Genomic DNA, 25,037 nt, shown 5'->3' on the forward strand with positions numbered 1-25,037 from the left:
TCGTCCTGCGGCTGCTACAGCTTGTCCATGCACATCGAGCTGCCAGGCGACCAGCTGCTCCTGGTGGCCGGCGCCCTGCTGGCGATCGGGGTGCTCACCGCGGGGCTCGCCCAACGGCTGCGAGCGCCGAGCCTGCTGCTGTTCCTGGGCCTCGGGATGGTGCTCGGCACGGACGGGCTCCACTGGATCGACGTGGGGTTCGACGACCTCCGGCTGATCCAGTCGTTCGCCACCACGGCACTCGTGCTGATCCTCTACGAGGGCGGCCTGTCGACCCCGGTCGCCGCGTTCCGCAGGGTGGTCGCTCCGGGGCTGGTGCTGGCGACGGTCGGGGTGGCCATCACCGCCGGCATCGCCGGGCTGGCCACCCACCTGGTGCTGCACCAGCCGGCGTCGACCTCGCTGATGATCGGCGCCGTCATCGCCTCCACCGACGCGGCCGCGGTGTTCTCCGCCATGCGCGGCGCGCCGCTCCCGTCGCGGGTCCGCCAGCTCCTCCAGGTCGAGTCCGGGCTGAACGACCCGATGGCGATCCTCTTGACCATCGGCGCGATCGAGGCGTGGAGGGCGTCGCCCACGGCGGCCGACTGGGTCGAGTTCGGCGTCGTGCAGCTCGGCGGCGGCGCGGCCATCGGCCTGGCCGTCGCCTTCGCCGGCGCCTGGGTGCTGAACCGGTCCCGCCTCGGCAACGCCAGCGCCTACCCGGTCTTCGCCCTGGCCGTGGCGGGCGTGGCGTACGGCGCGTCGGCCGCCATCGGCGCCTCTGGCTTCCTCGCCGTGTACGTGGCCGGCCTCACCATCGGGGCGCGGGTCCCCCGGCATCGACGGCTCATCCGCAGCTTCCACGACAGCCTCGGCTCCGTGGCCGAGATCGGCCTGTTCCTGCTGCTCGGCCTGCTCGTGAACCCGAGCGAGCTGACCGAGCTGGCCGGGCGGGGCCTGGTCATCGCCGCCGTCTTGGTGTTCGTCGCCCGGCCGATCGCGGTCGGCGTGTGCCTGCCGTGGTTCCGGACCACCTGGCAGGAGACCACCATCACGGCGTGGGCGGGCCTGCGCGGCGCCGTCCCCATCGTGCTGGCCACCTTCCCGCTGTCGGTGGGGCACCCGCAGGGCGTCCTCATCTTCGACATCGTGTTCTTCGTCGTGCTCCTGTCGGCCCTCGTCCAGGGGCTCACCGTCACCCCGCTGGCGAGGTGGCTGGGGCTCGAGGCCGACCCCTCGCCGTGGGAGGCGATGGTCGACGTCGTCCCCCTCGACCGGGTCCAGGGCGACCTCGTCGAGGTGGAGCTCGACCCGGGCTCCCCGGTCATCGGCCACGCCCTGGCCACGGTCCCCCTCCCCGACAAGGCGCGCATCGCGGCCATCTTCCGCGCCGACGAGGTGGTCGTCCCCACCGGCGCCACCGTCTTGGCCCCCGGCGACCGGCTCCTCGTGGTCACCTCCCACCGCTCCCACGCCAAGCACCTCGTCACCTGGGCCGCCGGCACCCCCTGACCCCCCGCCCGGCCCGTGCAGGACCCTGTCGCCCACACACCGTCCTGCCCAGCCCGTGGGGCGGGTCGCCGGGATAGGCGGGCGGTGGAAGGGGTCAGGCGGGGAGGGGGGCGCCGGTGGCCAGGTCGTCGACCACCTGGTGGGCGACGGCGGCGAGGTCGTCGGGCAGCTCGCCCACGCGGTCCATCTCGTCGGCGAAGCGGTTGCGGCGGATGCCGTCGGCGGCGGTGGACACGGCCCGGGGCATCCAGGCCGAGTGGAGGACGAACGGCACGGTCATGCCGGCCTTGGCCGCGGTGGCGATGGGTCCGGCCCCCACGTCGGCGGCGTCGTACACCTCCACGCGGAAGCCGTCGTCGTTCATGATCGGCACCACGACCCAGCCCTCGTGGCCCCCCGGGTCGGACCCGGCGTAGCGGCTCCGACCGGGGTCGGCGCCGGCGTCGCGCGGCACGAAGATCGGCGACGTGGGGAAGTCGTCGGCGGCCAGCAGCCACTCGCCGGTGATCTCCAGGTCGGGCATCGCCGTGCTCACCACGCGGGGCAGGGTCTCGCCGTCGGGCAGCAGCGTGCGGTCGACGCGGTCGCCGTAGAGGGCGAGCATCTCCTGGGTGATGGCCTCGGGCCGGAAGCCCTGGTGGACGGTGTGGTGCAGCGTCGGCCGGGTGCGGCCCTCGGTGCTCCAGTCCATGGCGTTGAGCTGCCGGGTCCAGAGGCGCTCGGGATCGCGCTGCTCGGCCTGGTGGACGATGCGGCCCTGGTCGGGGTCGAACACCACGAAGGTGGTGCGGTCGGGCGCCATCGGGAACCCGTAGAGGCCGCGCAGCGCGGGGTCGCACGGCCGGCCGAGCGCGTCGATGTCGCCGGCCTTCTGGGTCATGGCGATGTCGGCGCTCTCGGTGTGCTCGAACAAGATGGCGATGCCGTCGGCGTCGTCGTAGGTGGCGTAGTAGTGGTTGTTCTCCGGGGCCAGCTCGAACACCAGGCACCCCACCTCGGTGCCGGGCGCGGCGGCCTCCAGATCGGCCTTGCGGATGAGGTACACCGGGCCCGAGCCGTTGGCCGGCTCGGTGCGGGCGCCGCCCGACAGGACCTGCGGCTCCACCTTGTACGCGCAGTCGGCCACGATCAGCCACTCGCGCGTCTGGCTGATGGTGTGCACCGATTGCGGGATCAGCCCACCGGTGATCGGCCAGCGCTGCACCGGCCCCTCGCCGTCCCACCGCACGACGTGGAGCGAGCCCCAGTGGGTGTTGACGGTCCACATGACGTTGCGGTCGGGGTCGATGACGGGGTGGGCGGTGCTCATCACCATCGGCAGCAGCGGCTGCGGGCCCACCTCGAAGTCGAGCCACTCGGACCGGTGCCCGGCCTCGCCGAGGTACCGCAGGGTCAGCGGGTCGACCTCGGTCGGTCGGCCGGCGTCCCAGGTCATGAACAGCCGGTCGCCCCACGGGAGGGGCGCGGTGTTCGCCGCGTTCACGTGCCCGAACGGCGAGTGGACGCCGATCATGGTGGCCTCGAACACGTCGGGCCGCGCCGCTCGCAGCCGGGCCGACGGGGAGTCGATCTTGGCCTGCCGCCAGGCGAACGTGCCGGGGGCGGCGCCGTGGCGGCCGGGCTCCAGCGAGAACCGGTACGTCATGCCCTCCCCGAAGAACGGGTGGGGCCCGTCGAAGGTGCCGGGGTGCGGCGCGCTCAGCACCAGCTCGCCGCGGAGCCCCTCGGGCCAGTGCCCGCTGCGCACGGCGAGGTCGTGGTCCTGCGGGGTGTCTCGGGAGAACAGGCTGCGGGGCAGGGGCATGGGTGAACACTGTAAACCCAGGACGACCAGGCGCGCCCGAGCCCGACCGGCCCGGCCAGGGTCAGCCCTCGGCGGGGGCGCGGCCGAAGCCGGCGGCGAGGGCGTCGAGGGCGTCGATGGCGACCTCGCCCAAGCTCTCCTTGGCGCCGGTGGCGACCCAGCGGTCGATGGCGGCGCGCAGGGCGCCCATGGCGGCCTGGGTGACGAGGCGAAGCCGGAAGCGGGCCTCGTCGTCGACGGGGGTCTCGGAGCGGCGGGCCAAGGCGTCGACCACGAGGTCGATGCTGTCCTGCTCGTGCTCGAGCCCGGCGGAGCGCAGCGACGGGGTCTCGTTGATGATGCGGACCTTGGCGAGCATGCGAGCCCGGTCGGACTCGAGGTCGGCGGCAAGCGCCAGGAGCGTGGCACGGAGCGACTCGAGCGCGGGCTCGTCGGCCGGACGAGAGGCGATGAGGTCGAACATCTCGTGCTGGTGGGCCTCCTTGTCCCCCGAGAAGATGTCCTCCTTCGACGCGAAGTAGCGGAAGAAGGTGCGGCGGGAGACGTTGCACGCCTCGGCGATCTCGTCGACCGTGGTGTGGTCGAAGCCCTTCGCCTGGAACAGCTCGAGCGCGGCGTCCTCGAGGGCGAGCCTGGTCATCGCCTTCTTGCGCTCGCGCAGGCCCGGGGCGGCGTCGGTCGCGGGGTCGAGCTGGACGCGCGCCTCCGCCGCAGCGGCCTCGATCACGCCGGACTTCCCCATGGGCTCACCCTACGGCGCATCGTGCCGATTGTCACGTTGCGCTATTTGGCACTGAGTGTCAGGATAGCGCCCGCAACCATCGTGACCAGGAGCTCCCATGTCGACGTACCTCTACCGCCTCGGACGATTCGCCGTCCGGCGACGCTGGCTCGTCCTCGTCTCCTGGGTCCTGGCCCTGATCGTCCTCACCGTCTCGGGCCGCGCCGCCGGCGGCGAGCTCCACGACGAGTTCAACATCCCCGGCGTCGAGTCGCAGCAGGCGCTCAACGTGCTCCAGGCCACCTTCCCGGCCCAGGCCGGCGCCCGCGCCCAGGTGGTGTTCCACGCCCCCGAAGGCGCACTCGCCGACCCGGCCAACGCCGCGGCCGTTGCCGCCACCTTCGCCAAGATCGACGCCCTCCCCCACGTGGTCGGGTCGGTCGACCCGGTCGCCGCCACCGCCAAGGGCGCCTCCGGCGTGGTCTCGAAGGACGGCACCATCGGGCTGGGCACGGTCCAGTACGACCAATCGGCGATCGACCTCGGCAAGGCGAACTACGAGAAGCTCCAGGACGCCACCGCGTCGGCCACCAAGGCCGGCCTCGACGTCTCCTTCGGCGGTGACATGGCCAACACCAACGAGCGCACCGCCCCCGGCTCCGAGGGCCTGGGCCTGCTCGCCGCCATGGTCATCCTGGTCATCGCCTTCGGCTCGATCATCGCCATGGGCCTCTCCATCGGCACCGCCCTCTTCGGCCTGGGCTCGGGCATGGCGCTGATGCTGTTCGTTTCGTCGTTCGTGTCGATCCCCACGGTGGCCGAGACCATCGCGGTGATGATCGGCCTCGGCGTGGGCATCGACTACGCCCTGTTCATCGTCACCCGACACCGCGCCGGGCTGGCCCGCGGCCTCACCGTCGCCGACGCCGCCGGCCGGGCCATCGCCACGGCCGGGCAGGCCGTGATCATCGCGGCGTTCACCGTGGTCATCGCCATCTGCGGCCTGGCCGTCGCCGGCATCCCCATGGTCAGCTGGATGGGCTACGGCGCCGCCATCGTCGTGGCGGTCACCGCCGCTGCTGCGGTCACGCTGCTGCCCGCCCTCATGGGCTTCGCCGGCCACAACGTCGACCGGTTCGGCATCCCGGGCATGAAGCCCAAGGTGGAGACCGGCGCCCTCGACGAGCACGGCAACTACCACGGCTGGGCCCGCTGGAGCCACCACGTGTCCAAGCACTCGGTGCGCTACCTGGTGCTGAGCCTGGCCGCGGTGCTGCTGCTCGCCGTGCCGTTCCTGTCGCTGCGCCTGGGCATGCCCGACAACGGCAACAAGCCCACCACCTCCACGCTCCGCCAGTCGTACGACCTCATCGCCGAGGGCTTCGGTCCCGGCTCGAACGGTCCGCTGATCCTGTCGGTCGAGCTGGGCGGCGCCGACGCCAAGACGTTCCTGCCCGAGCTCTCGTCCCAGCTGGCCGCCACCGACGGGGTCGCGGCGGTGGCACCGGCGACGCTGAGCCCCAACGGCGACACCGCCGTGATCCAGGTCATCCCGACCACCTCGCCGCAGGACGAGAAGACCTCGACCCTCATCCACACGCTCCGCGACGACGTCGTGCCGCCCGTGGTCAAGGGCACCGGCGCCCACGTCTACGTCGGTGGCAACACCGCCACCTTCATCGACATGTCCGACAAGATCGCCAGCCGCCTGCCGTTCTTCATCGGCGCCGTGATCCTGGTGTCGTTCCTGCTGCTGATGATCGTGTTCCGGTCGATCCTCGTGCCGCTCAAGGCCGCCATCATGAACGTGCTGTCGATCGGTGCCGCCTATGGCGTGATCGTCGCCATCTTCCAGTGGGGCTGGGGCGCCGGGCTGTTCGGCGTGCACGAGGCGCTGCCCATCGTCGCCTTCGTGCCGATGCTCATGTTCGCCATCCTCTTCGGCCTGTCGATGGACTACGAGGTCTTCCTCCTGTCCCGGGTCCGCGAGGAGTACCTGAAGGACGGCGACAACACCGAGTCGGTGGCCACCGGCATCGCCACCACCGCCCGGGTCATCACCTCGGCGGCGCTGATCATGATCTCGGTCTTCCTCAGCTTCGTGCTGGGCGACGACCCCACCATCAAGATGGTCGGCATCGGCCTGGCCACGGCGATCTTCGTCGACGCCACCTTGATCCGCATGGTCCTCGTGCCGTCCACCATGAGCCTCCTGGGCGACGCCAACTGGTGGTTCCCGAAGTGGCTCGACCGCATCGTCCCCAACCTCGACATCGAGGGCGAGTCCAGGCTCCCGGCCGACGAGCTCGAAGCCGACCTCACCCTCGAGGGCGACGGCGGCGACGACGTGCCCGACGGCGATCGGGAGCTCCAGCCCGTCTGATCCTCCCGGTCCGGTCCACCCCACGGCGCGTGGGGTGGACCAAGGCCATCGGCGGAGGAACGAACGGTTCCTGCCCTAGTCCGACGACGGCCAGCAGCGGTTCGCGGGGTCGAGGACCCCACCAGGACCGAACGGGCCACCCCGCCGGGTGGGGCATCGTCGAGCTCGACAGCCAGGCGGTCGGCGGCTTCAAGGCCACCCAGATCGTCAAGGTCGTCGAGACGTTCCCGCCGTCGGTCGACGGGACCGCGAACCACGGCTCGGGCAGCTCGCCGACGGCCGGCTCCTCACCACCGAAACTGGGCAACCAGACCACGGGCACCGCGACGGCCAGCTGAAGGTCTGTTCCCGCCGTTCACCAGCGGCATCGGGATCTTCCCGACCGGCCACTGCCGGTCAGGCGACCACTGCCGGTCAGGCGGCGGCGCGGACCGGGGCGGTGCGGACCGGGGCGAGCAGGGGGTTCAGGTCGTCGGAGCTCGCCAGCAGGCGGAAGGTCCCGAGGTCGAACACCAAGACGGTGGCGGCGGTGGCGGTGACCACGTCGGCGTTGCGGGGGCGCTTGGAGTCGAGGGCGGCGAGCTCGCCGACGACCTCGCCCGGGCCGAGCGTGATGGTGCCGTCGGCGGTGAGCACGGTGGCCTCGCCCTCGACGATGAGGAAGGCCTGGCGGCCGCGCTCGCCCTTGGTGCACAGCGTGGTGCCAGCCGGGAGGTCGAGCAGGGTGCCGCCGGTGGACAGGCGGGCCGCGGCGGTGGTGGACAGGCCGAGATCGACCAGTCGGGTGGCGATGGGATCGATCGTGCGGAAGAACATGCGTCCAGTGTGCCATCTGTCAAAGCGAATTGAAATGGTCATATCATACAGAACAGAGATGGGGGGCATCCGTGCTCGCGAGAGCAAGCACCGGGCAAGCACGCGGGGACCGTGCGGCCGGCGCGTCGATCGCCCGCCAACGGCCGGTGCCGAGGTTCGGTTCGGGGCGTTGTCCAGCGCGCGAAGAGGCTCCGCGGTACTGTGCGAGTTATCGAACACTTGCGTCACCTTTTTGGGGAGTGGCGCAGAGACGGACACAGGGGGTCTGGTGTTGCGACGATCAGTACGCGCGGCTGCGATCGGAGCGGTGCTCGTCTTGGGCCTCGCCGCCTGCGGCAACTCCACCTCCGACAGCACCTCCTCGACCACCGCGGGATCGACCAAGACCACGGTCCCGACCGGCGGCGGTGAGGCCCACCGCAACGAGAAGGTCAGCCTCTCCGGCGTGCCCGGGGTGACCGACGACGCCATCAGCTACGACGTGGTCGCCACCAAGACGGGCAACCCGCTCGGCACGTGCATCCTCGACTGCTACGTCGAGGGCATCAAGGCGTACTTCGCCTTCCGCAACAGCCAGGGCGGCATCTACGGCCGCGACCTCAAGATCAACAAGGTCATCGACGACGAGCTCGGTCAGAACCAGGCCCGGTCGCTCGACGTGGTCTCCGCCAACGACGCGTTCGGCAACTTCCAGGCCACGCTGCTCGCCAGCGGCTGGGGCGACCTCGACAAGGCCGGGATCCCCACCTACGTCTGGGGCATCAACGGCGCCGACTCGGCCAACCGCACCCACAACTTCCCGAGCACGATCCAGCGCTGCGCCAGCTGCCCCCGACCGATCTACCCGTACGCGGCCGAGAAGGCCGGGGCCACCAAGGCGGCCGCCATCGGCTACGGCACCAGCGAGAACTCGAAGGTGTGCACCAACACCATCGCCGAGTCCTACGACGTCTACGAGAAGGAGTCCGGGGTCAAGGGCGTGTACACGAACGACCACCTCGACTTCGGCCTGCCCAACGGCATCGGTCCCGAGGTCACGGCCATGAAGAAGGCCGGCGTGCAGTTCATCGCCACGTGCATCGACCTCAACGGCATGAAGACCCTGGCCCAGGAGCTCGACCGCCAGGGGATGAACGACGTGGTGCTGTTCCACCAGAACACCTACGACCCCGACTTCGTGGCGCAGGCCGGGAAGCTGTTCGAGGGTGACGACGTCGCCGTCGGGTTCCGGCCCTTCGAGGCCTCGGCCAAGGGGACGGCCATGGAGGACTTCCTGACCTGGATGGACAAGCAGGGCAGCACCCCGACCGAGCTGGCCATGACCGGCTGGCTCAACGCCTCGCTGGCCTTCGACGGGCTCCTCGCCACCGGCCCCAAGTTCGACCGGCAGAAGGTCACCGACGCCACCAACTCGTTCACCGACTACACCGCCGGCGGCCTCACCGAGCCCACCGACTGGACCACCGGCCACACGACCTACACGAAGGACGCCCCCGACAGCGAGCGGTCGCCCACCGACTGCGCCGCCCTGGTGAAGGTGAAGGACGCCAAGTTCGTCGCCTTCGACGACCCCGCGAAGCCCTGGCTGTGCTGGAAGGGCGGCAAGAAGGTCGACTTCGAGCCGACGCCGACCAACTTCAGCTGAGCCTGGCTGTGATCCTCGGCGCTTCGTTCGGAGGGGACCTGGTCACCAGCGTCCTCCAGGGCCTGCCCCCGGGCACGGTCTACGGCCTCATCGCGATCGGGTTCGTCCTGGCGTACAAGACGTCGGGCGTGCTCAACCTGGCGTTCGGCGCCCAGGCCTACGTGTCGGCCGCCCTGTTCTTCCAGGCCCGCAACGAGTGGAACTGGCCGACGCTGCCCGCGTTCGTGCTGGCGGTGGTGATCGTCGCCCCGGCCATCGGCCTGGTCCTCGAGCGGTTCATCTTCCGGCGCCTGCCCACCGAGTCGTCGCTCGCCAAGCTGGTCATCGCCATCGGCCTCGCCGTGGCCATCCCCAACCTGTTCGAGCTCATCGTCGGGTTCGAGCCGGTGGCGGGGCACACGCCCGGCGGCCTGCTCTCCCACGGCGCCACCGTCTTCTACGACCCCACCGGGCTGTACGCCTTCAGCCGCGACGAGCTCACCGCGATGGCCATCGCCCTCGCCAGCGCCCTCGGCCTGGCCGCGCTGTTCCGGTTCACGGCCATCGGCCTGGAGATGCGGGCCGTCGTCGAGAGCCCGCGGATGACCGAGCTGAACGGCATCCGCTCGGGCCGCGTCTCCGGGTTCGCCTGGGCGCTGTCGAGCTTCTTCGCCGGGCTCGCCGGCGTGCTGATCGCACCCCGCTTCAACACGCTGGCCGCACCCGACTTCTTCAACCTGGTGGTGGTGGCGGTGGCCGCCGCCGCCATCGGCCGCCTCGTCAGCCTGACCTGGGCCCTGATCGGCGGGCTCGGGCTGGGCGTGCTGATCGCCATCATCAACACGTTCCTGCCCGACCTCGCCGAGGGCCACTCGTGGCTCAACCCCATCCAGGACAACATCACCTCGGCGGTGCCGTTCCTCGTGCTGTTCGGCCTGGTCACCCTGTGGCCGGCGGTGCGCAGGACGCGCGAGCAGAGCGATCCGCTCTCGGGCGTCGACCCGCCTCCGGCCGCGCCCGCCGCGCTCACGCGCAGCCGGGGCCTGACGGTCGCCACCTGGGTGTTCGCCGCCTGCTTCTTCGCCATCGCCGGCTACGTGGTGCTGGCCCGGGCCGACACCTCGTGGCTCTTCCTGGTCACGCAGGCCGTGATCCTCTCGACCATCTACCTGTCGGTCACCGTGCTCACCGGCTTCGCCGGCCAGATCTCGCTGTGCCAGGGCGCGTTCGCCGCCACCGGCGGGTTCACCGTGTTCCAGCTGGCCTCGCACTTCGGGGTCTCCACGCTGCTCGGCGCGCTCATCGGCGCCTGCCTGGCGGCCGTGATCGCGGCGATCGTGTCGCTGCCCACCGTGCGCCTGGGCCGCGTGTGGGTCGCCATCGCCACCCTCGCGTTCGCGGCGTTCTTCGACGCGGTCATCGTGAAGCTGCCGTTCGTCGCCGGAGGCGGCACGTCGCTCCTCCAGGGCACGCGGGTGCCGCGACCGTTCGTCGGACCGATCGACTTCGCCGACGACAAGAGCTTCCTGGTCCTCGCCGTCGTCGTGTTCCTGGCCGCGGCCTACGTGGTGGCGAAGATCCGCGAGGGCACGGTGGGCCGCACGCTCCAGGCGCTGCGCGGCAGCGAGGTGGCGGCCCAGTCGATCGGCATCTCCCCCACCCGGGCCCGGGTCACGGCGTTCGCGATCTCCGGGTTCCTCGCCGGCCTCGGCGGGGCGATGCTGTCGATCCAGCAGCAGAACGTGAACTACGCCAACAACTTCTCGCCTTTCGCCGCCCTGTTCTGGCTGGTGCTCGTCATCTCGCTCGGCGCCCGCACCGTCGAGGGCGCCGCCTACGCCGGGGCCAGCTTCTCGCTGATGGACCAGATCATCTTCCGCGGGACGTTCATCGGCTGGCTGCTGCGCAGCCCAGAGCGCGTCCCGTGGTTCTTCCCCATCTCGCCGAAGTGGCGGTACGTGCTGTTCGGCCTGACCACGCTGTCGTTCGCCCGCCACCCCGAGGGCCTCGTCGAGAACGGCAAGCGCAAGGCGCACCAGCGCATGGAGAAGCTCATGGCGCGCCGACGGGGACCTGACGATCCCGCCGCACCCCGCGGCGCTGCTGACGACGGCGACGCCGCGGTCGCCGTGCCGGAGCCGGTGTCGTGACCGCGGTCCTCGATGCCCGCGGCATCACCAAGACGTTCTCCGGCATCACCGCGCTGCGGGACGTCAGCCTGGAGGTCCGCGAGGCCGAGCGCGTCGGCATCATCGGCCCCAACGGCGCCGGCAAGACCACGTTCTTCAACTGCCTCCTCGGGGTCCTCAAGCCCGATCGCGGCACGGTCCTGCTCGATGGCGACGACCTCAGCGGGCTGCCCGTCCACGAGCGGTCGAAGCGCGGGATCGGGCGCACGTTCCAGCGCATCGAGCTGTTCAACGAGTCGACCGTGCGCGAGCACCTGCTCATCGCCGAGCGCATCCGCCGCGGCGACGGCCGGCTCTGGAAGGACCTGCTCGGCCTGGGCAAGCCGAAGGCCGAGGAGCTGACGGCGTGCGACGAGGTGCTCGAGCTGCTCGGCCTCGGCGACCTGGCCGACGAGCCCATCGAGCACCTGAGCCTCGGCCAGGGCCGCCTCGTCGAGGTCGGGCGCGCGCTCATGACCAAGCCCCGCCTCCTCCTGCTCGACGAGCCGTCGTCGGGCCTCGACCGCCAGGAGACCACCGACCTCGCCACCACGCTGCGCACCGTCCAGGCCGAGCAGGGCTTCGCCATCCTGCTCGTCGAGCACGACGTCGAGCTGGTGTCGAGCTTCACCGAGCGCTGCTACGCCCTCGACTTCGGGACCCTCATCACCGAGGGCACCACCGCCGAGGTGCTCGAGAGCGCCGCGGTCCGCGAGGCGTACCTCGGCCCGGGAGCCGTCGCATGAGTGCGGTGCTGGAGCTGCGCCACGTGTCCGCCGGCTACGGGCCGTTCCACGCCCTGTTCGACGTGTCGCTCGAGGTGCAGCCCGGCGAGGCGGTGGCGCTGCTGGGCGCCAACGGCGTCGGCAAGACCACCGTGGCCCGCGTCGCCAGCGGGCTGGTGGCGCCGGAGAAGGGCGCGGTCCTCGTCGACGGCACCGACCTCACCGGCGCCGACCCGCACCGGTTCGTGCGGGCCGGCATCGCCCATGCCACCGAGGGCCGATCGGTCTTCTCGTCGCTCACCGTCGAGGAGAACCTGCGCCTGTCGTTCCGCCGCTCGAAGGGGGCCCGAGCGGTCCCGGGCGCGCTCCGCGCCGCGTTCGAGCAGTTCCCTGCGCTCGACCGGCGCCGTTCCCAGCTCGCCGGGTCGCTGTCGGGAGGCGAGCAGCGGATGCTGTCGATGGCCCGGGTCCTGGTCGAGGCGCCGCCGCTGCTCATCGCCGACGAGCTGTCGCTCGGCCTGGCGCCCATCATCGTCGACGAGATCTACGTCCAGCTGGCCCGCCTGCGCGAGGAGGGGACGGCCCTGCTCATCGTGGAGCAGCAGGTGTCCCACGCCCTCGACCTGTGCGACCGGGCGATCCTGCTCGACCACGGCTCGATCACCTGGGAAGGCCCGTCGGACGACGCCGAGGAGCTCATCGTCGCCCGCATGTTCGACCACGGCACCGGGGCCAGCACCTGACCGCGCCGGCGCGCGGCGCCGGTCGGAGGTTCAGCGGGCGGGGTCGATGGCGACCTTGATGGCGCCGCTGCGCTCCTGGTCGGCGAGGGCGGCGAAGGCCTCCTGCCACTGCGACAGGCCGAAGGTGTGCGTGAGCATCCCGGTGAGGTCGATGCGGCCGGCAGCGACGAGGTCGAGGTAGTGCTCGATGCCGTGCTTGCGGACGCCCTCGACCTCCTCGATCCCGAAGGCGTTGGACCCCACCCACGAGATCTCCTTGAAGTAGAGCGGGCTCCACTCCCACCGGCCAGGAGCGTGGACGCCGCTCTTCACGAGGGTGCCCCGGGCCTTGAGCACGCGAACCTCGATCTCGAACGTCTCGGGCTTGGAGATGGTGTCGTAGGCGACGTCGATCCCGCCGGGGTGGCACATGGGGATGCCGCCGAGCCCCTCCATCGTCGGCTTGAGCACCCCTCCCGACCAGGCGGCCAGCTCCTCCACCATCGCCAGCTCCTCGCCGAGCCGGAACACCCGGTGGGCGCCGAGGCGCGCCGCCAGCGCCGCCTGCGCGTCGAAGCGGGCGACCACGCCGACCTCGACGTCGGGGTAGAGGGCCCGGAGGATGGCGATCGCCGCCGAGCCGAGCGAGCCCGCGCCCCACACCAGGACCCGGCCGCCGGGCGGTGGCGGGTGGCGGGTGATGCTGTGCAGCGACACGGCGAAGGGGTCGGCGAAGATGGCGTGCTCGTCGTCGATCGAGTCGGGGACCCGGAACAGCATCGACGAGTGCGCCGGCATCAGCTCGGCGTACCCCCCGGATGCGTCGCTCGACGTGCCGGTGTGGATCCCGATGGCCAGGTCGCCCGAGGTGAAGTTCCAGCAGAGGCTGAAGTCGCCGGCCTCGCACGCCGGGCAGACCGGATCGATGCCACGCGGCGCGCACGAGAGCCACGGGTTCAGCACCACCCGCTCGCCGATCTCGAAGCCGCGCGCCTCGGGGCCGGCCGACTCGACCACGCCCACCACCTCGTGGCCCATCACCTGTGGGAAGGAGCACAGGCCGCTCATGGCACTGTCGCTGTCGCCCTCGAAGTCCATGAGGATCTGCTTGGAGTCCGACCCGCAGATCCCGGTGAGCAGCGGGCGGACCACGTACCAGTCCGGGCGCAGCGGGTGGGCGTCGGGCACGTCGACGAGCGCGCACGGCGTGGTGGCCAGGTTCTGCACCAACCGGTTGGCCTCCGGGGGCGGGACGAACGGTTGGGTCCTCGTGCCGAACACCAGCGCCTTCATGATCCCCCTCTGTCGCCGGCCCGTGCGGCCGCGCTCCTGACCTGCTCGGGCCTATTGTGACACCTGTGTTAGATGCGGGTCGGGGCGAGCAGGTGACGGTCGGCATCGACATCGGGACCACCTCGGTGAAGGCCGTGGCCGCCGACGCCGACGGGGTGGTGCTGGCCCGGGCCCGGGTGCCCCACGGGGTCCAGAGCCCCACCGCCGGCGCGTTCGAGCACGACACCGACCGGGCCTGGCGCGACGGCGTCATCGAGGCGCTCCGACAGGTCGCCGACGGGCTCGACGTGGCCGCCGTGAACGTGTCGGCCATGGTGCCATCGCTCGGCGCGGTCGATGCCGACGGCCGGGCGCTCTCGCCCGGACTCCTCTACGGCGATCGCCGCGGCCGGACCGCCGAGAACGACCCCTCCGAGCCCGGCGACAGCGGCGAGCTCCTGGCCTTCCTCGGCTGGCTCACCGAGCACGCTCCCGACGCCGCCGGCTACTGGCCGGCCCAGGCCGTCGCCAACCACGCGCTCACCGGCATCGGCGCCATCGACTCCACCACCGCCACCACCGCCTACCCGCTCCACGACTTCGTCCAGTGGGACGAGGAGCGCGCCGCTGCTGCCGGCGCCGCCGTGGCCGCGCTGCCGCAGGTGGTCCCGGGCGTGACACCCGTGGGGCGGGTGCTCGACGGGCTCCCGGCCGCCGGCGCGCTGGTGGGCGGCGGAGCCATCGACGCGTTCGGCGAGCAAGCGGTGGCGGGCGCCGACCAGACCGGCGACGTGCTGGTCATCTTCGGCGCCACCCTCATCACCTGGAGCGTGCTCGACGACGAGGGCAAGGCGCCCGGCCTGTGGACCCTCCCCCACACCGCACGGGGCAAGTTCCTGATCGGCGGGCCGAGCACGGCCGGCGGCATGTTCATCGACCGGGTCGATCGCTGGCTGGCCCCGGCGACGCGCGAGGAGCTGGAGGCGCTCGACCCGACCGACCTCCCGATCTGGCTGCCCTACGCGCGCGGCGAGCGCGTGCCGCTCCACCGGCCCGACCTGCGCGCCGAGCTCCACGGCGCGGCGCTGCACCACGGTCCCGCCGCGCTGCGGTGGGCCGCCTACGAGGCGACCGGCTTCGTCATCCGCCACCTCCTCGACCTCGCCGCTCCGGCCGGTTCCGCGCCGACGCGCATCGTGGCCACCGGCGGGGGCACGCGCTCAGAAGCCTGGATGCACGCGGTGGCCGACACCACGGGCCTGCCCGTCGACGTGGTCGCCGTCCCCGAGGGCGCCGCGCTCGGCTCGGCGTTCATGGCGCGCTGCGTCGCCGGCCTCGAGCACTCGGAGCGCCGCTTCGGGCCGGGCCTGGCCGACGGCCGTCGCTGGGCCCGGACCGAGCGACGCGTCGAGCCCGACGACCGCTGGGTCGCCCCCGCCGCCGCCCGCTACGACCGCTTCCGCGAGCTCACCGCCCGAGCCACCAGCTGACGGGGCGGCGTCTCCGATCGGGGTCACCACCCCGCCGGCGGGGCCGGCTGCTGACCGGATCTGGTCAGCTGGCCGACAAGTAGCGGCGCAGCGCTTCCCGCACGATCTCGGCCGCCGGACGGGACTCGCGAACCGCCTGCTCGTCCAGGGAGCGGCGGAGGTCGGGGTCGAGCCGGACGGGGAAGGCCTTCGCCGGCGCGGTCCCCATGAGCGGGCGGCCCCGGACCGGCCGCAACGTGGTCAGGTCGAAGCCGGCCTCCGCCTCGGCGACGTAGCGGTCGAGCACCTCGTCGGTGAGCTCGACCCCAGTGATCGTGCGGCCGTGGGGTGTCGTGGATCGATCAGGCATCGTCGTCTCCGAGTCCTCGGAGCAGGGGGAGGTACTTGGCTCGAACGGGCATGGCGTGGATGACCAGCTCCTCGGTGAGCTCCATGATCGTCACCACCTCCAACAGGTTGGAGGCTCGATCGGGGCCGAGGTAGAGGAGTCGGTCTTCGTAGCGCTCGACCACGAGGGCATGGTCGAGCGCGTGGTGGATCTGGTCGTCGTCGATCCCGTGCTTGCGGGCCGACGGGAGGATGCGTCTGCCCATTATCGTATCGCGATATCAAGCACGAGTCGCTCCAAGCGCGCACGTCGACAGGGACGGCTGCGTCGCAGCGAGCGCGGTCCGGGGTGCGAGCGGACGAAGGGACCGGTCGGCCTCTCGGGAGGCGGGCCGGCGCGAGCGACGTCACCGAGGACCTCTGACGGTCAGGCGGCGAAGCGGGCTCAGACGAGGAACTCGAAGTGCTGGACCTCGATGCGCAGCGGGAGCTTGTAGCGGACGTAGAACGAGTGGAGGCGGAGGGCGTCGACGAACACCTCCGCCATCGGTTCATCGAGCTCGACCTCGTCGGGGAGGCGCTCCTTCCACGCCGCGGCGCGGCGGGCGACCTCGTCGAAGTCGGCGACGGTCGAGACCGACAGCCCGATGTGGTCCATGCGCGGTGCCCGCATCGGCTCCGCATCGCTGACCAGGAAGACGAACTGCTCGTGGGTGTGCGCCCGCAGGACCAGCTGGGCCCGGTCCTTGGTGAGCTCGGCGTACTCCTCGAAGCCGAAGACGTCGCCGTAGAAGTCGAGGATGGCGGCGCGCCCGGGCTCGTCGAGGTCGTCGGCGGGGAGCGACAGCGCCACGTGGTTGAACGTGGGCGGTTTGGCGAACGCGGGTCCGGTCACGGCTGCACCAGCACCTTTCCGGCGAGCCGACCGTCGGCCAGGTCTCGCATCGCATCGAGCAGGCCGGCGAGCGGCACCGCCCCGGGCTCCAGCAGGGCTTCGACGGGCAGCCGGCCGCTCGCCAGCAGGGCCAGGGCCTGCTCGAAGCCGTCGGCGTCGTAGTTGAAGGCGCCGGTGATCACCAGCTCGTTCAGCAGGATCCGGTTGGGGTCGAAGCGCGGCGGGTCGATGCCGGCGCCCACCAGGACCATCGTCCCGCCCCGCACCAGCTGGGCCAGGCCCGCCTCCATCGCGGCGCGGTTGCCGGAGCACTCGAGCACCACGTCGACCGCGCCCTCGACCACCAGGCTCGGCTCGGCGATCGACGGGACCACCAGGTCGTCGGGCTCCAGGACCCGGTCGGCACCGACGGCCAGGGCCAGCTCCCGGCGCAGCGCGTTGGGTTCGACGCAGGTGATCTCGGCCACGTCCATCGTGCGCATGGCGGCGATCGCGAGCGCCCCGATGGGCCCGGCGCCGAGCACCAGCACGCGCTGGCCGGCGGCCACGCCCCCGTTGTGGAGGGCGTGCAGGGCGATGCCGAGCGGCTCGGCCAGCGCGGCGGCACGCGGGTCGAGGCCGGCGGGCAGGGCGAGCAGCTCGGTCGCCCGCGTGCGCTTGTAGGTGGCGAAGGCGCCGGCGTTGTCGTTGCGGCCGGGATCGTCGCGGCCCGAGCACAGCGACGGTCGGTGCGCCCGGCAGCCGGCGCAGGTGCCGCACGGCTCGCTCGGCCCGCCGACGACGGCGTCGCCGACCTGCCAGCGCCCGGCATCCGGACCGACGGCCACCACCCGGCCGACCCACTCGTGGCCCTGCCAGGTGCCGGGGCGGGCCCAGCCCTCCAGCACCATGTGGAGGTCGCTTCCGCAGATCCCGCAGAGGTCCACCGCCACCAGCACGCCGTCGTCGCCCACCTCGGGCACGGGGACCGCCTGCACCTCGATCTGCCCGGGACCCTGCAGCACCGCCGCGTCCATCTCGGCCGGCAGCTCGGTCATCGCCCGCGCTCCGCGCCCGACAGCAGCGTGGCGGCCCGGTGGGCCAGGGCGGCCAGGGTGAGGGTGGGGTTGTAGCCGGCCGCGGTCACGAAGACGGAGGAGTCGCAGACGAGGACGTTGTCGACGTCCCACAGCCGCTGCTCGGGCGAGACGACCGAGGTGCGCGGATCGGTGCCCATCCGGGCGGTGCCCATGACGTGGCGGCTGGCCGGGGCCATGCCCAGCGGGTTGGCCACGGCGTGGAGGTCGAGCTCGCCCTGCGGGGGCGACGTGGCCGTGAACGAGGCCTGGGCGCCGGCGTCGAGCATGACCGCCTCGTGGACCGTGCCCGCGTGGGCCGACGCCACCAGTTCGTGGCGGTGGGGCGCGTAGGTGACCCGTCCCGCAGGGAGCCCCCACGCGTCGCGCACGGACGGGTCGAGGTCGATGCGGTTGGCCGCCTGGGCCAGGTCCTCGCCCTGCATGGTGAAGACCCACATGCGCTTGCGGAGCCCGCTGTCGACCATCGACGCCGTGTGCCCGGGCCCGGAGCCGTAGGTGGTGGCCTCCTCGACCGGCGCGTTGGCCGACCCGTGCTCGACCACGCCGCCGCGGACCCAGGGTAGGCCGGCAGCGGCCGCCACCGCCCGCAGCTCGGGGGTGTCGATCATGAGGTCGTCGTGCAGGTGGGTGACGTCGCGGCCCCGCTCCCCGCCGACCGGGTCGGCGAAGATGCCCAGCGTGAACGTCTGGTAGTGGTACGTGAGGTACCGGCCCACGGCATCGCCGCCGAGCCCGTTGCGCAGCAGGAGCCGCGGCGTCTCGAAGGCCCCGGCGGCCAGGACGACGGCCCGGCCGGCCCGCAGCTCCCGCACCGGCGCGTCGGGGTGGACGGTGAGGTCGAGGTAGCGCACGCCGGTGGCGCGCGTGCCGGCGGCGTCGAGGACGATCTCGGTGGCGTAGGACTCGGGCCGGATCTCGCAGCGCCCGGTCTGCAGCGCCCGCTGGAGAGCGGCGATGGGATCGCCCTTGGCGGCCACCGGGCAGCCGTAGCCCCCGCAGAAGCCGCAGTCGACGCACGCGTCACGGCCGTCGAACGGGATGCTGTTCACGCCGGTCGGCGCGCGGTACGGGTGCAGGCCGGCGCGCGCCGCCGCCGCGGACGAGACGACCGCCATCGGCATGTCGTCGCCCGGTGGCATCGGGAACGGGGTGGTGCGCGGGGCGGCGAACGGGTTGCCCTCCTCGCCGGCGACGCCGAACGACCGCTCGGCCGCGCCGTAGTGCAGCTCGAGATCGGCGTACTCCAGCGGCCAGTCGAGGACCTCGGCACCGTCGATGGGACCGCGCTCGCTCAGGAGGTGGAAGTCCTCCTCGCGGAAGCGCGGGAGCTTGGCGTCGGCGTGGACGCCGCCCCCGCCGACCGTCGACGGGAGGTTGTTGACCTCGCCGGTCATCAGCCGGTCGCCGTCGGCCTCGGTGCGCCGGTAGGTGCGGGGCTCGAGCAGCGGATCGGGCCCCAGGAGGTGGCGGCGGTGGGCCGCGATCTCGTCGTTGGCGAAGTGCTTGAGCGGCTCGAACGGGGCGTCGAGCGCCAGGAGGTGGTTGCGCCCCTTCTCCAGCACGATCACCGACCACCCGGCGGCCGTGAGGACCTCGGCCACGGTGGCGCCACCGGGACCGGAGCCGATGATGATGACGTCGCAGTCGGCGTCGGTCACGACGTGCTCGCTCGGCCCGTGCTGCCGCCACCGGCGCGGGCGGGCGGGAAGATCGGCTCGGGGAAGCCGATGCGCTGCCAGCCGCCCCCGCCGCGGTTGCCCCCGTACGCCGGGTCGCCGTAGGTGGCCTCGCAGGCGTGCTCGTGCACCACGCGGTCGTCGTGGGCATCCGCGGTGCCGGCGACGACGCGCGCGTACACCTGGCGCCACGCCTCGATCCGCTGGGACCAGGCCTGGCGCTCCCACGGGCCGAGCTCCAGCCACCGCGGGCCGGCGCCCGCCCACGCGCCGGGGGCCGCCCAGATGTGCGGCGGGTCGTGGTCGAGCGCGTGCAGCAGCTCGTCGACGTAGTCGACCGCGCCCAGGTCGGAGGCCCCGGGCACCGCGGCATCGAGCGCGGCGCCGATCACCCTCCGCTCCTGCTCGTCGAACGTGTCGGTCACGGGTTCTCGCGGATGTACCGGTACACGCCCGCCATGTCGCGGTTCACCTTGTCCGGCAGCGGGTGGATGGTGGCGCCCATGGCCCGGGCGCCCCACACGATCTTGGCGGTGCGCTCGACGAGGGCGGCGTTGTGCAGCGCCTTCTCCGGCGTCGACCCACAGGTCACCAGGCCGTGGTTGGCGAGCAGCGCGGCCCCCCGATCGACCAGCTTCGATGCCACCTCGTCGCCCAACGAGGCCGTGCCCGTGCCCTTGTAGTCGCAGCACGGCACGTCGCCGCCGACGTACACGACCACCTCCTCGATCACGGCCGAGATGGGCTCGTGGGCGAGGGCGAACATGGTGGCGTAGACGGCGTGGGTGTGGATCACGGCGCCGAGCTCGGGGTAGAGCCGCAGGGCGGAGAGGTGGAGGTCCTTCTCGGTGGTGGGCGAGCGCTCACCGGACACCACGGTGCCGTCGAGGTCGACGATCACGAGGTCGTCGAGCGTCATGGTGTCGTAGGCGACCGAAGACGGCGTGAGGCACACGTGCCCGTCGGCGAGGCGGCCCGAGATGTTCCCGGACGTGCCCTCCACCAGGCCCTCGGCGAGCATCTTCTTGGCCGCGGTGAGCACCGCTTCGGGGGTGGTGGTCGGCGATGTGATCGGGTCACCCACGGTGGAGCACCTCCGGGTTGGCGAGGTTGGGCGGAGCGTCCCCCGCGAGGAGGGCGGTGAGGCCCGAGGCCATGAGCGCCGTGTGGTTCGACTCGGTGTCGTAGCTGGCGCCGCCGATGTGGGGGGTGAGCACGACGTTGGGCATGGCCACGAGCGGGTGGTCGACCGAGAGGTTCTCGCCCTCGAAGTGGTCGAGCGCCGCGGCCGAGAGGTGGCCCGACTGGAGTGCCGCGGTGAGCGCGTCGAGGTCGTGCAGCGCGGCGCGGGCGGTGTTGACGTACACCGCGCCCTCCTTCATGCGGGCGATCTGCTCGGCCCCGATCAGGCCGACGGTCTCGGGCGTGACGGCCGCGTGCATCGACACGACGTCGGCCTCGGCGAGGAGGTCGTCGAGGCTGTGGCTGGCATCGGGCGCGAACGGGTCGGCCGAGATGACCTTCATGCCGAGGCCCTCGAACCGCCAGGCCGCAGCCCGGCCCACCGCGCCGTAGCCCACGACGCCGACGGTCTGGCCGGCGAGCTGCCAGCCCCGGAACCGCTGGTAGGGGATGGAGCCGTCGCGGTACACCTGCCCCTCGCGCACGTCCCGGTCGGCGGCCACGATGCCGCGGGTGGCGGCCAGCAGCAGGCCCACCGCGATCTCGGCGACGCCATCGGCGTTGCGCCCCGGCGCCCGGAGGACGGGGATCCCCGCGGCGGTGGCGCCGGCCAGGTCGACGTTGGTGGGGTCGCCGCGGGTGGAGCCGATGGCTTCGAGCGGCAGGTCGAACACCGGGCCCTTGCACTGGTCGGCCTCGCAGATCACGATCGACGCGCCCTCGGAGGCGATGCGGTCGGCGAGCTGCTCGGCGTTGTAGAGCCGGAGCGGTCGCTGGTCGATCCACGGATCGATGATCACGGCGCCCAGCTCGCGCAGCTGGGCGAGCGCCGGACCGCGCAGCGGCGCCGTCGACAGGATCACCCGTTCGCTGGTCCCCTCGGTGTGCACCCGGTCCCCCTCCCTGAAAGTGACACGAACGTTAGTCGGCAGGCGACCACCCCGCGGAGGGGGCGCGGGCCGGACCGAGGACGGGAGCAGGGGGCGGAGGATTCATCTAACATCGACGTCATGTCTGGCGCGGGAGCGAGCACGAGCGTCGGCGGCCGGATCGTCCCCGAGGTGCCTGACCTGCGGCGGATGCGGGCCGAGCGCCACGCCAAGCTGCAGGAGCAGCTGGCGGCCACCGGGCTCGACGGGCTGCTGCTGCTCGGCACGAGCGCGGTGGCCTACGCCACCGGCGCCGAGCTGCCCGGATGCGACAGCGGGCGGGCGGTGCTGACCCGGCCCGCCGCCATCGTCGTCACCGGCGCCGAGCACCCGCACCTGTTCACGCCGTACCCCGAGGGGGCCCCGCCCGAGCTCCCCGCCGACCACGTCCACCCCATGGCGGTGCCCGACCTCGACGACGGCGCCGCCGCGCTGGCCGACCACGTGCGCCGCCTCCTCGGACCGGCGGCGCGGATCGGCGTCGACGACGTGCCCCACGCCCTGGCCCGCGCCCTCGAAGGGTGCACGCTTCGCGCCGCGGCCTCGGTCCTGGGCCCGGCCAAGCTCCTGAAGACGCCCGACGAGCTGGCGTGCATCCGCCAGGCGCAGCGCATCACCGAGGGGGCCATGGCCACCGTCGAGCCGCTGCTGCGCCGACCCGGGGTGACCCAGACCGACCTCACCGCGCAGTTCGTGCGCGAGGCGGTCGAGCGGGGCGCGGAGCACATCGGGATCGATCCGATCTGGCAGATCATGCCGGCCACCAAGGCCGAGGGGCCGTGGACCGTGCACGGCGACATCGCCTTCCCCACGCCGAGCGCGCCCACGCCGATCGGCGACGGCGACGTGATCTGGGTCGACACCGGCATCCACGTCGGCGGCTACGCCTCCGACTTCGGCCGCACGTGGATCGCGGGCCCCGACCCCACGCCGAGCCGCCGCCAGCAGGCGCAGTTCGACCGGTGGCGGACCATCATGGACGCCGTCTTGGCCCGCTGCCGACCCGGGGCAACCGGCCAGGAGCTGGCCCAGGCGGCGATCGAGGCCGACGGCGGCGGGGCGAAGCCGTGGGTCGAGCACTTCTACCTGGCGCACTCCGTGGGGACCGACAGCGCCGAGATGCCGATGATCGGGACCGACCTCGGCGATCAGTTCGACGCCAGCCAGGTCCTGACCCCGGGGATGGTGCTCGTGTTCGAGCCGGTGATCTGGGACGACGGCGCCGCCGGCTACCGGTCCGAGGACCTCATCGCCATCACTGACGACGGCTGGATGCCGCTCAGCGACCACCCCTACGACCCCTTCGTCCCGGTCGGCGCCTCGTGACCGCACCCACCTCCACCAGCGCGGCCACCAACCCCTCGACCGTCGACGACGACGCCATCCGCGCCGACCGCCGGCGCCGGCTGTTCGACGCGATGGCAGCCCATGACCTCGACGTGCTGGTGCTCGGCCGACCCGCCGAGGTCACGTTCGCCAGCGGGGCCCGCCAGCTCTGGACCGCCGGCTCCCGGCCGTTCGGGGCGACCTGCGTGGCCGTCCGGTCGACGGGGCACACCCACCTGCTGTCGGTGTCCGACGACAACGTCCCGATCGAGGTCGGCCACGCCGACCTGTACGGCCTGCACTGGAACCCCGCCGTGCTCGCCGAGGAGCTGGCTGCCATCCCGGGCCTCCGGGAGGCGAGGCGGGTCGGGACCTCGTCGTCGAGCCCCACCTTCGGACGGATGCTCGCGGCGCTGGCCCCCGAGGCCGAGCTGGTCGATGCCGCGCCCGCGCTGTGGGAGGCCCGCACGCCCAAGAGCGCGGCGGAGGTCGAGCGGATCCGCGACGCGATCGCCATCGCGCGGATCGGGTTGGCCGCCATGGACGCCGCGCTCGTGCCCGGCGCGACCGAGCGCGGGCTGCGGGCCGCCTGCCTCGAAGCGCTGGCCCGCGCCGGTGCACCCACCGCACCCACCGAGGGCGTCGCCTGCGCCACCCCGACCACCGGACCGGTCGCGCTGCGGCGGCTCGACCGCACCGAGCCCATCGCCGCCGGCCAGCTGGTCGTGCTCGACCCCGGCGCGTTCTACCGGGGCTACGAGGGCGGCGTCGGACGCACCCGCGCCGTCGGCGGGTGGACCGAGGACCAGCGGGCCCTGGCCGGCCGGGCCGCCGCCGCCAAGGACGCGGCGATCACCGCCTGCCGGCCCGGCGCCACGGGCGCGGACCTGGCGGCCGCGTGGACCGCCACCGGCGAGCCGCTCCCGCCGGTGCCGCTCGCCACCGGCGTGGGGCTGGGCATGGAGCCGCCGGTCATCGACCCGGGCGCAGGGGTCGGGGCCGGCGCGGTGCTGGCGGCCGGGACGGTGCTGGCGGTGTCGGCGTGGGTGACCGCCACCGGCGTCGGCGGCGTCTTCGAGCGCGACCTGGTGCTGGTGGGCGACGATGGGCCCGTGGTGCTGACGGAGGACGAAGCGTGACCGAACGGCCGATCGTCGACTTCGACCACCACAGCACCGAGTTCCACGAGGACCGCGTCGCGGGGTGGGCCGAGCTCCGGGAGTGCCCGGTGGCGTTCAACGAGCGCTACGGCGGGTTCTGGGTGGTGTCGGGCCACGACGTGGTCGACCAGGTGTCGCGCGACGGAGAGACCTTCTCGTCGAAGCACCAGCGGGAGCCCGGCGACGACGGCATCAGCTACCTGGGCATCGCCGGCATCCCGCGCGGCCGGTCGATCCCCACCGCCGGCATCGCCGAGGTCGAGGGGCCCACGCACGTCGCCCTGCGCCGGGTGATGAACCGGTACCTCACGCCCACCGCCATCGGGGCCATGCGGCCGCGGATGGAGGCCAGCGCCCGCTGGTTCCTCGACCAGGTGATCGAGCGCGGCCGCCTCGACCTGGTCGACGACTTCACCAACCCGGTCCCCGCCGTGCTCACCATGGACCTCGTCGGCCTGCCGCTCGACGACTGGCACCTGTACGCCGAGTTCTTCCACGGCACCATCGCCCACCGCCCCGGGTCGCCGGAGTTCGACCGGGCCATCGGCAACGTCGGCGCCATGCTCACCCGGCTCGGCGAGGAGGCCGCTGCCCGCCGGCAGGCCCCCACCGACGACCTGCTCAGCGACCTGGTGACCATGGAGGTCGACGGCCGCCGCCTCGACGACGACGAGATCCGGTCCGTCCTCTGGAACCTCGTCGGCGGCGGGCTCGACACCACCACCTCGCTGACCTCGCTCAGCCTGCTGCACCTGGCGCAGCACCCCGAGCAGCGCCAGGACCTCATCGACCACCCTGAGCTCCTGGCCGGCGCCACCGAGGAGTTCCTGCGCTTCTTCTCGGTCAACGAGACGCTCACCCGCACGATCACGGCCGACACCACCCTGGGCGGCCAGGAGCTCTGCCGCGGCGAGCACCTGATGCTCAGCTGGCTCTCGGCCAACCGCGACGAGCGCGTGTTCGAGCGTCCCGACGAGGTCGTCTTGGACCGGGCGCCGAACCCGCACCTGGCGTTCGGCGTGGGCGCGCACCGCTGCATCGGCATGCACATGGCCCGCACCATGTTCCAGGTGCTGATCACCGAGGTCCTGACCCGCATCCCCGACTACGAGATCGATGCCGACGGCGTCCAGCTCTACGCCGGCAACCCCGAGCTGAACGGGGTGGTGCACCTGCCGGCCACGTTCACGCCCGGGCCCCGGCTCGGGCCCGCCGAACGCCCCTTCTGACGGAGTGCGGCCCAC

The 25,037-nt window shown here is 72.6% G+C and carries 23 protein-coding genes; 11 read left to right on the plus strand and 12 right to left on the minus strand.

The genetic code is table 11. The annotated features are described in order from the left end of the window. The first annotated feature begins 27 nt into the window (after positions 1–27). A complete protein-coding gene (locus tag ACPPVX_RS09600; RefSeq protein WP_426574674.1) occupies positions 28–1,494 on the plus strand; it encodes a potassium/proton antiporter in 1,467 nt (488 codons plus the stop codon). 94 nt (positions 1,495–1,588) lie between these two features. Here the strand turns inward: ACPPVX_RS09600 and ACPPVX_RS09605 are convergent, their stop codons facing one another. Continuing rightward, positions 1,589–3,298: a carotenoid oxygenase family protein gene (locus ACPPVX_RS09605; protein WP_426574675.1), complete on the minus strand. Its 1,710-nt coding sequence runs from the start codon at positions 3,296–3,298 to the stop codon at positions 1,589–1,591. Between the two features lie 61 nt (positions 3,299–3,359). Next, positions 3,360–4,040 (minus strand): TetR family transcriptional regulator, encoded by a 681-nt coding sequence (locus tag ACPPVX_RS09610; protein WP_426574676.1) that lies wholly within the window; start codon positions 4,038–4,040, stop codon positions 3,360–3,362. 97 nt (positions 4,041–4,137) lie between these two features. On the opposite strand from ACPPVX_RS09610, the gene ACPPVX_RS09615 reads away from it, so the two are divergent. Beyond that, on the plus strand, positions 4,138–6,402 hold the full coding sequence (locus ACPPVX_RS09615; RefSeq protein ID WP_426574677.1) for an MMPL family transporter: 2,265 nt from the start codon (positions 4,138–4,140) through the stop codon (positions 6,400–6,402). Between the two features lie 29 nt (positions 6,403–6,431). Continuing rightward, complete coding sequence (locus tag ACPPVX_RS09620; RefSeq protein WP_426574678.1) at positions 6,432–6,740, plus strand: hypothetical protein; 309 nt, start codon at positions 6,432–6,434, stop codon at positions 6,738–6,740. A gap of 76 nt (positions 6,741–6,816) precedes the next feature. Here the strand turns inward: ACPPVX_RS09620 and ACPPVX_RS09625 are convergent, their stop codons facing one another. Further along, the gene (locus tag ACPPVX_RS09625; RefSeq protein WP_426574679.1) at positions 6,817–7,218 is read right to left on the minus strand and encodes a cyclic nucleotide-binding domain-containing protein; all 402 of its coding nucleotides are present in this window, start codon (positions 7,216–7,218) and stop codon (positions 6,817–6,819) included. Between the two features lie 307 nt (positions 7,219–7,525). On the opposite strand from ACPPVX_RS09625, the gene ACPPVX_RS09630 reads away from it, so the two are divergent. The 4 genes from ACPPVX_RS09630 to ACPPVX_RS09645 are packed head-to-tail and all read left to right on the plus strand — an operon-like array spanning position 7,526 to position 12,478. Next, positions 7,526–8,863 carry an ABC transporter substrate-binding protein gene (locus ACPPVX_RS09630; protein WP_426574680.1) on the plus strand — a complete coding sequence of 446 codons (1,338 nt, stop codon included), beginning with the start codon at positions 7,526–7,528 and terminating at the stop codon, positions 8,861–8,863. Positions 8,864–8,871: 8 nt separating this feature from the next. Beyond that, the gene (locus ACPPVX_RS09635) at positions 8,872–10,992 is read left to right on the plus strand and encodes an ABC transporter permease (protein WP_426574681.1); all 2,121 of its coding nucleotides are present in this window, start codon (positions 8,872–8,874) and stop codon (positions 10,990–10,992) included. Next, positions 10,989–11,756 (plus strand): ABC transporter ATP-binding protein, encoded by a 768-nt coding sequence (locus tag ACPPVX_RS09640; RefSeq protein WP_426574682.1) that lies wholly within the window; start codon positions 10,989–10,991, stop codon positions 11,754–11,756. The genes ACPPVX_RS09635 and ACPPVX_RS09640 overlap by 4 nt, the downstream gene beginning before the upstream one ends. Then, on the plus strand, positions 11,753–12,478 hold the full coding sequence (locus ACPPVX_RS09645) for an ABC transporter ATP-binding protein (RefSeq protein WP_426574683.1): 726 nt from the start codon (positions 11,753–11,755) through the stop codon (positions 12,476–12,478). Before ACPPVX_RS09640 ends, ACPPVX_RS09645 begins: the two co-directional genes overlap by 4 nt. Positions 12,479–12,508: 30 nt before the next feature. Here the strand turns inward: ACPPVX_RS09645 and ACPPVX_RS09650 are convergent, their stop codons facing one another. After that, complete coding sequence (locus ACPPVX_RS09650; protein WP_426574684.1) at positions 12,509–13,750, minus strand: zinc-dependent alcohol dehydrogenase; 1,242 nt, start codon at positions 13,748–13,750, stop codon at positions 12,509–12,511. Positions 13,751–13,806: 56 nt separating this feature from the next. Between ACPPVX_RS09650 and ACPPVX_RS09655 the strand changes: the two genes are divergently transcribed. Further along, a complete protein-coding gene (locus ACPPVX_RS09655) occupies positions 13,807–15,219 on the plus strand; it encodes a xylulokinase (protein ID WP_426574685.1) in 1,413 nt (470 codons plus the stop codon). A 64-nt stretch (positions 15,220–15,283) separates the two neighbouring features. Here the strand turns inward: ACPPVX_RS09655 and ACPPVX_RS09660 are convergent, their stop codons facing one another. From ACPPVX_RS09660 to ACPPVX_RS09695, 8 genes are all read right to left on the minus strand, one after another. After that, positions 15,284–15,568 carry a ribbon-helix-helix protein, CopG family gene (locus ACPPVX_RS09660; protein WP_426574686.1) on the minus strand — a complete coding sequence of 95 codons (285 nt, stop codon included), beginning with the start codon at positions 15,566–15,568 and terminating at the stop codon, positions 15,284–15,286. Further along, complete coding sequence (locus ACPPVX_RS09665) at positions 15,561–15,812, minus strand: hypothetical protein (protein ID WP_426574687.1); 252 nt, start codon at positions 15,810–15,812, stop codon at positions 15,561–15,563. The genes ACPPVX_RS09660 and ACPPVX_RS09665 overlap by 8 nt, the downstream gene beginning before the upstream one ends. A gap of 179 nt (positions 15,813–15,991) precedes the next feature. Continuing rightward, the gene (locus tag ACPPVX_RS09670) at positions 15,992–16,441 is read right to left on the minus strand and encodes a VOC family protein (RefSeq protein WP_426574688.1); all 450 of its coding nucleotides are present in this window, start codon (positions 16,439–16,441) and stop codon (positions 15,992–15,994) included. Next, complete coding sequence (locus ACPPVX_RS09675; RefSeq protein ID WP_426574689.1) at positions 16,438–17,478, minus strand: zinc-dependent alcohol dehydrogenase; 1,041 nt, start codon at positions 17,476–17,478, stop codon at positions 16,438–16,440. Before ACPPVX_RS09675 ends, ACPPVX_RS09670 begins: the two co-directional genes overlap by 4 nt. Further along, on the minus strand, positions 17,475–19,178 hold the full coding sequence (locus ACPPVX_RS09680; protein ID WP_426574690.1) for a GMC oxidoreductase: 1,704 nt from the start codon (positions 19,176–19,178) through the stop codon (positions 17,475–17,477). The genes ACPPVX_RS09675 and ACPPVX_RS09680 overlap by 4 nt, the downstream gene beginning before the upstream one ends. After that, on the minus strand, positions 19,175–19,621 hold the full coding sequence (locus ACPPVX_RS09685) for a hypothetical protein (RefSeq protein ID WP_426574691.1): 447 nt from the start codon (positions 19,619–19,621) through the stop codon (positions 19,175–19,177). Before ACPPVX_RS09685 ends, ACPPVX_RS09680 begins: the two co-directional genes overlap by 4 nt. Further along, positions 19,618–20,280: a class II aldolase/adducin family protein gene (locus tag ACPPVX_RS09690; RefSeq protein WP_426574692.1), complete on the minus strand. Its 663-nt coding sequence runs from the start codon at positions 20,278–20,280 to the stop codon at positions 19,618–19,620. The genes ACPPVX_RS09685 and ACPPVX_RS09690 overlap by 4 nt, the downstream gene beginning before the upstream one ends. Then, a complete protein-coding gene (locus ACPPVX_RS09695) occupies positions 20,273–21,268 on the minus strand; it encodes an NAD(P)-dependent oxidoreductase (RefSeq protein ID WP_426574693.1) in 996 nt (331 codons plus the stop codon). The genes ACPPVX_RS09690 and ACPPVX_RS09695 overlap by 8 nt, the downstream gene beginning before the upstream one ends. 120 nt (positions 21,269–21,388) lie before the next feature. Here ACPPVX_RS09695 and ACPPVX_RS09700 point away from each other — a divergent pair, with 120 nt between their 5' ends. Genes ACPPVX_RS09700 through ACPPVX_RS09710 form a run of 3 tightly spaced genes read left to right on the plus strand, consistent with a single transcriptional unit; the run spans position 21,389 to position 25,022 of the window. Further along, positions 21,389–22,633, plus strand: coding sequence for a M24 family metallopeptidase (locus tag ACPPVX_RS09700; protein ID WP_426574694.1), 1,245 nt, complete (start codon positions 21,389–21,391; stop codon positions 22,631–22,633). Continuing rightward, positions 22,630–23,772, plus strand: a complete 1,143-nt coding sequence (locus ACPPVX_RS09705; protein ID WP_426574695.1) for a M24 family metallopeptidase — start codon at positions 22,630–22,632, stop codon at positions 23,770–23,772. Before ACPPVX_RS09700 ends, ACPPVX_RS09705 begins: the two co-directional genes overlap by 4 nt. Further along, on the plus strand, positions 23,769–25,022 hold the full coding sequence (locus tag ACPPVX_RS09710; RefSeq protein WP_426574696.1) for a cytochrome P450: 1,254 nt from the start codon (positions 23,769–23,771) through the stop codon (positions 25,020–25,022). Before ACPPVX_RS09705 ends, ACPPVX_RS09710 begins: the two co-directional genes overlap by 4 nt. Positions 25,023–25,037 lie beyond the last annotated feature (15 nt).

Source organism: Aquihabitans sp. McL0605, assembly GCF_049993875.1.
In the GTDB taxonomy this organism is placed as follows: domain Bacteria; phylum Actinomycetota; class Acidimicrobiia; order Acidimicrobiales; family Iamiaceae; genus Aquihabitans.

Coding starts and splice junctions, on each gene's coding strand:
- ACPPVX_RS09645 (WP_426574683.1), top strand. CDS start 11,753: ATGAGTGCGGTGCTGGAGCTGCGCCACGTGTCCGCCGGCTACGGGCCG.
- ACPPVX_RS09625 (WP_426574679.1), bottom strand. CDS start 7,218: ATGTTCTTCCGCACGATCGATCCCATCGCCACCCGACTGGTCGATCTC.
- ACPPVX_RS09675 (WP_426574689.1), bottom strand. CDS start 17,478: ATGACCGAGCTGCCGGCCGAGATGGACGCGGCGGTGCTGCAGGGTCCC.
- ACPPVX_RS09605 (WP_426574675.1), bottom strand. CDS start 3,298: ATGCCCCTGCCCCGCAGCCTGTTCTCCCGAGACACCCCGCAGGACCAC.
- ACPPVX_RS09665 (WP_426574687.1), bottom strand. CDS start 15,812: ATGGGCAGACGCATCCTCCCGTCGGCCCGCAAGCACGGGATCGACGAC.
- ACPPVX_RS09615 (WP_426574677.1), top strand. CDS start 4,138: ATGTCGACGTACCTCTACCGCCTCGGACGATTCGCCGTCCGGCGACGC.
- ACPPVX_RS09600 (WP_426574674.1), top strand. CDS start 28: ATGCACATCGAGCTGCCAGGCGACCAGCTGCTCCTGGTGGCCGGCGCC.
- ACPPVX_RS09700 (WP_426574694.1), top strand. CDS start 21,389: ATGTCTGGCGCGGGAGCGAGCACGAGCGTCGGCGGCCGGATCGTCCCC.
- ACPPVX_RS09650 (WP_426574684.1), bottom strand. CDS start 13,750: ATGAAGGCGCTGGTGTTCGGCACGAGGACCCAACCGTTCGTCCCGCCC.
- ACPPVX_RS09660 (WP_426574686.1), bottom strand. CDS start 15,568: ATGCCTGATCGATCCACGACACCCCACGGCCGCACGATCACTGGGGTC.
- ACPPVX_RS09610 (WP_426574676.1), bottom strand. CDS start 4,040: ATGGGGAAGTCCGGCGTGATCGAGGCCGCTGCGGCGGAGGCGCGCGTC.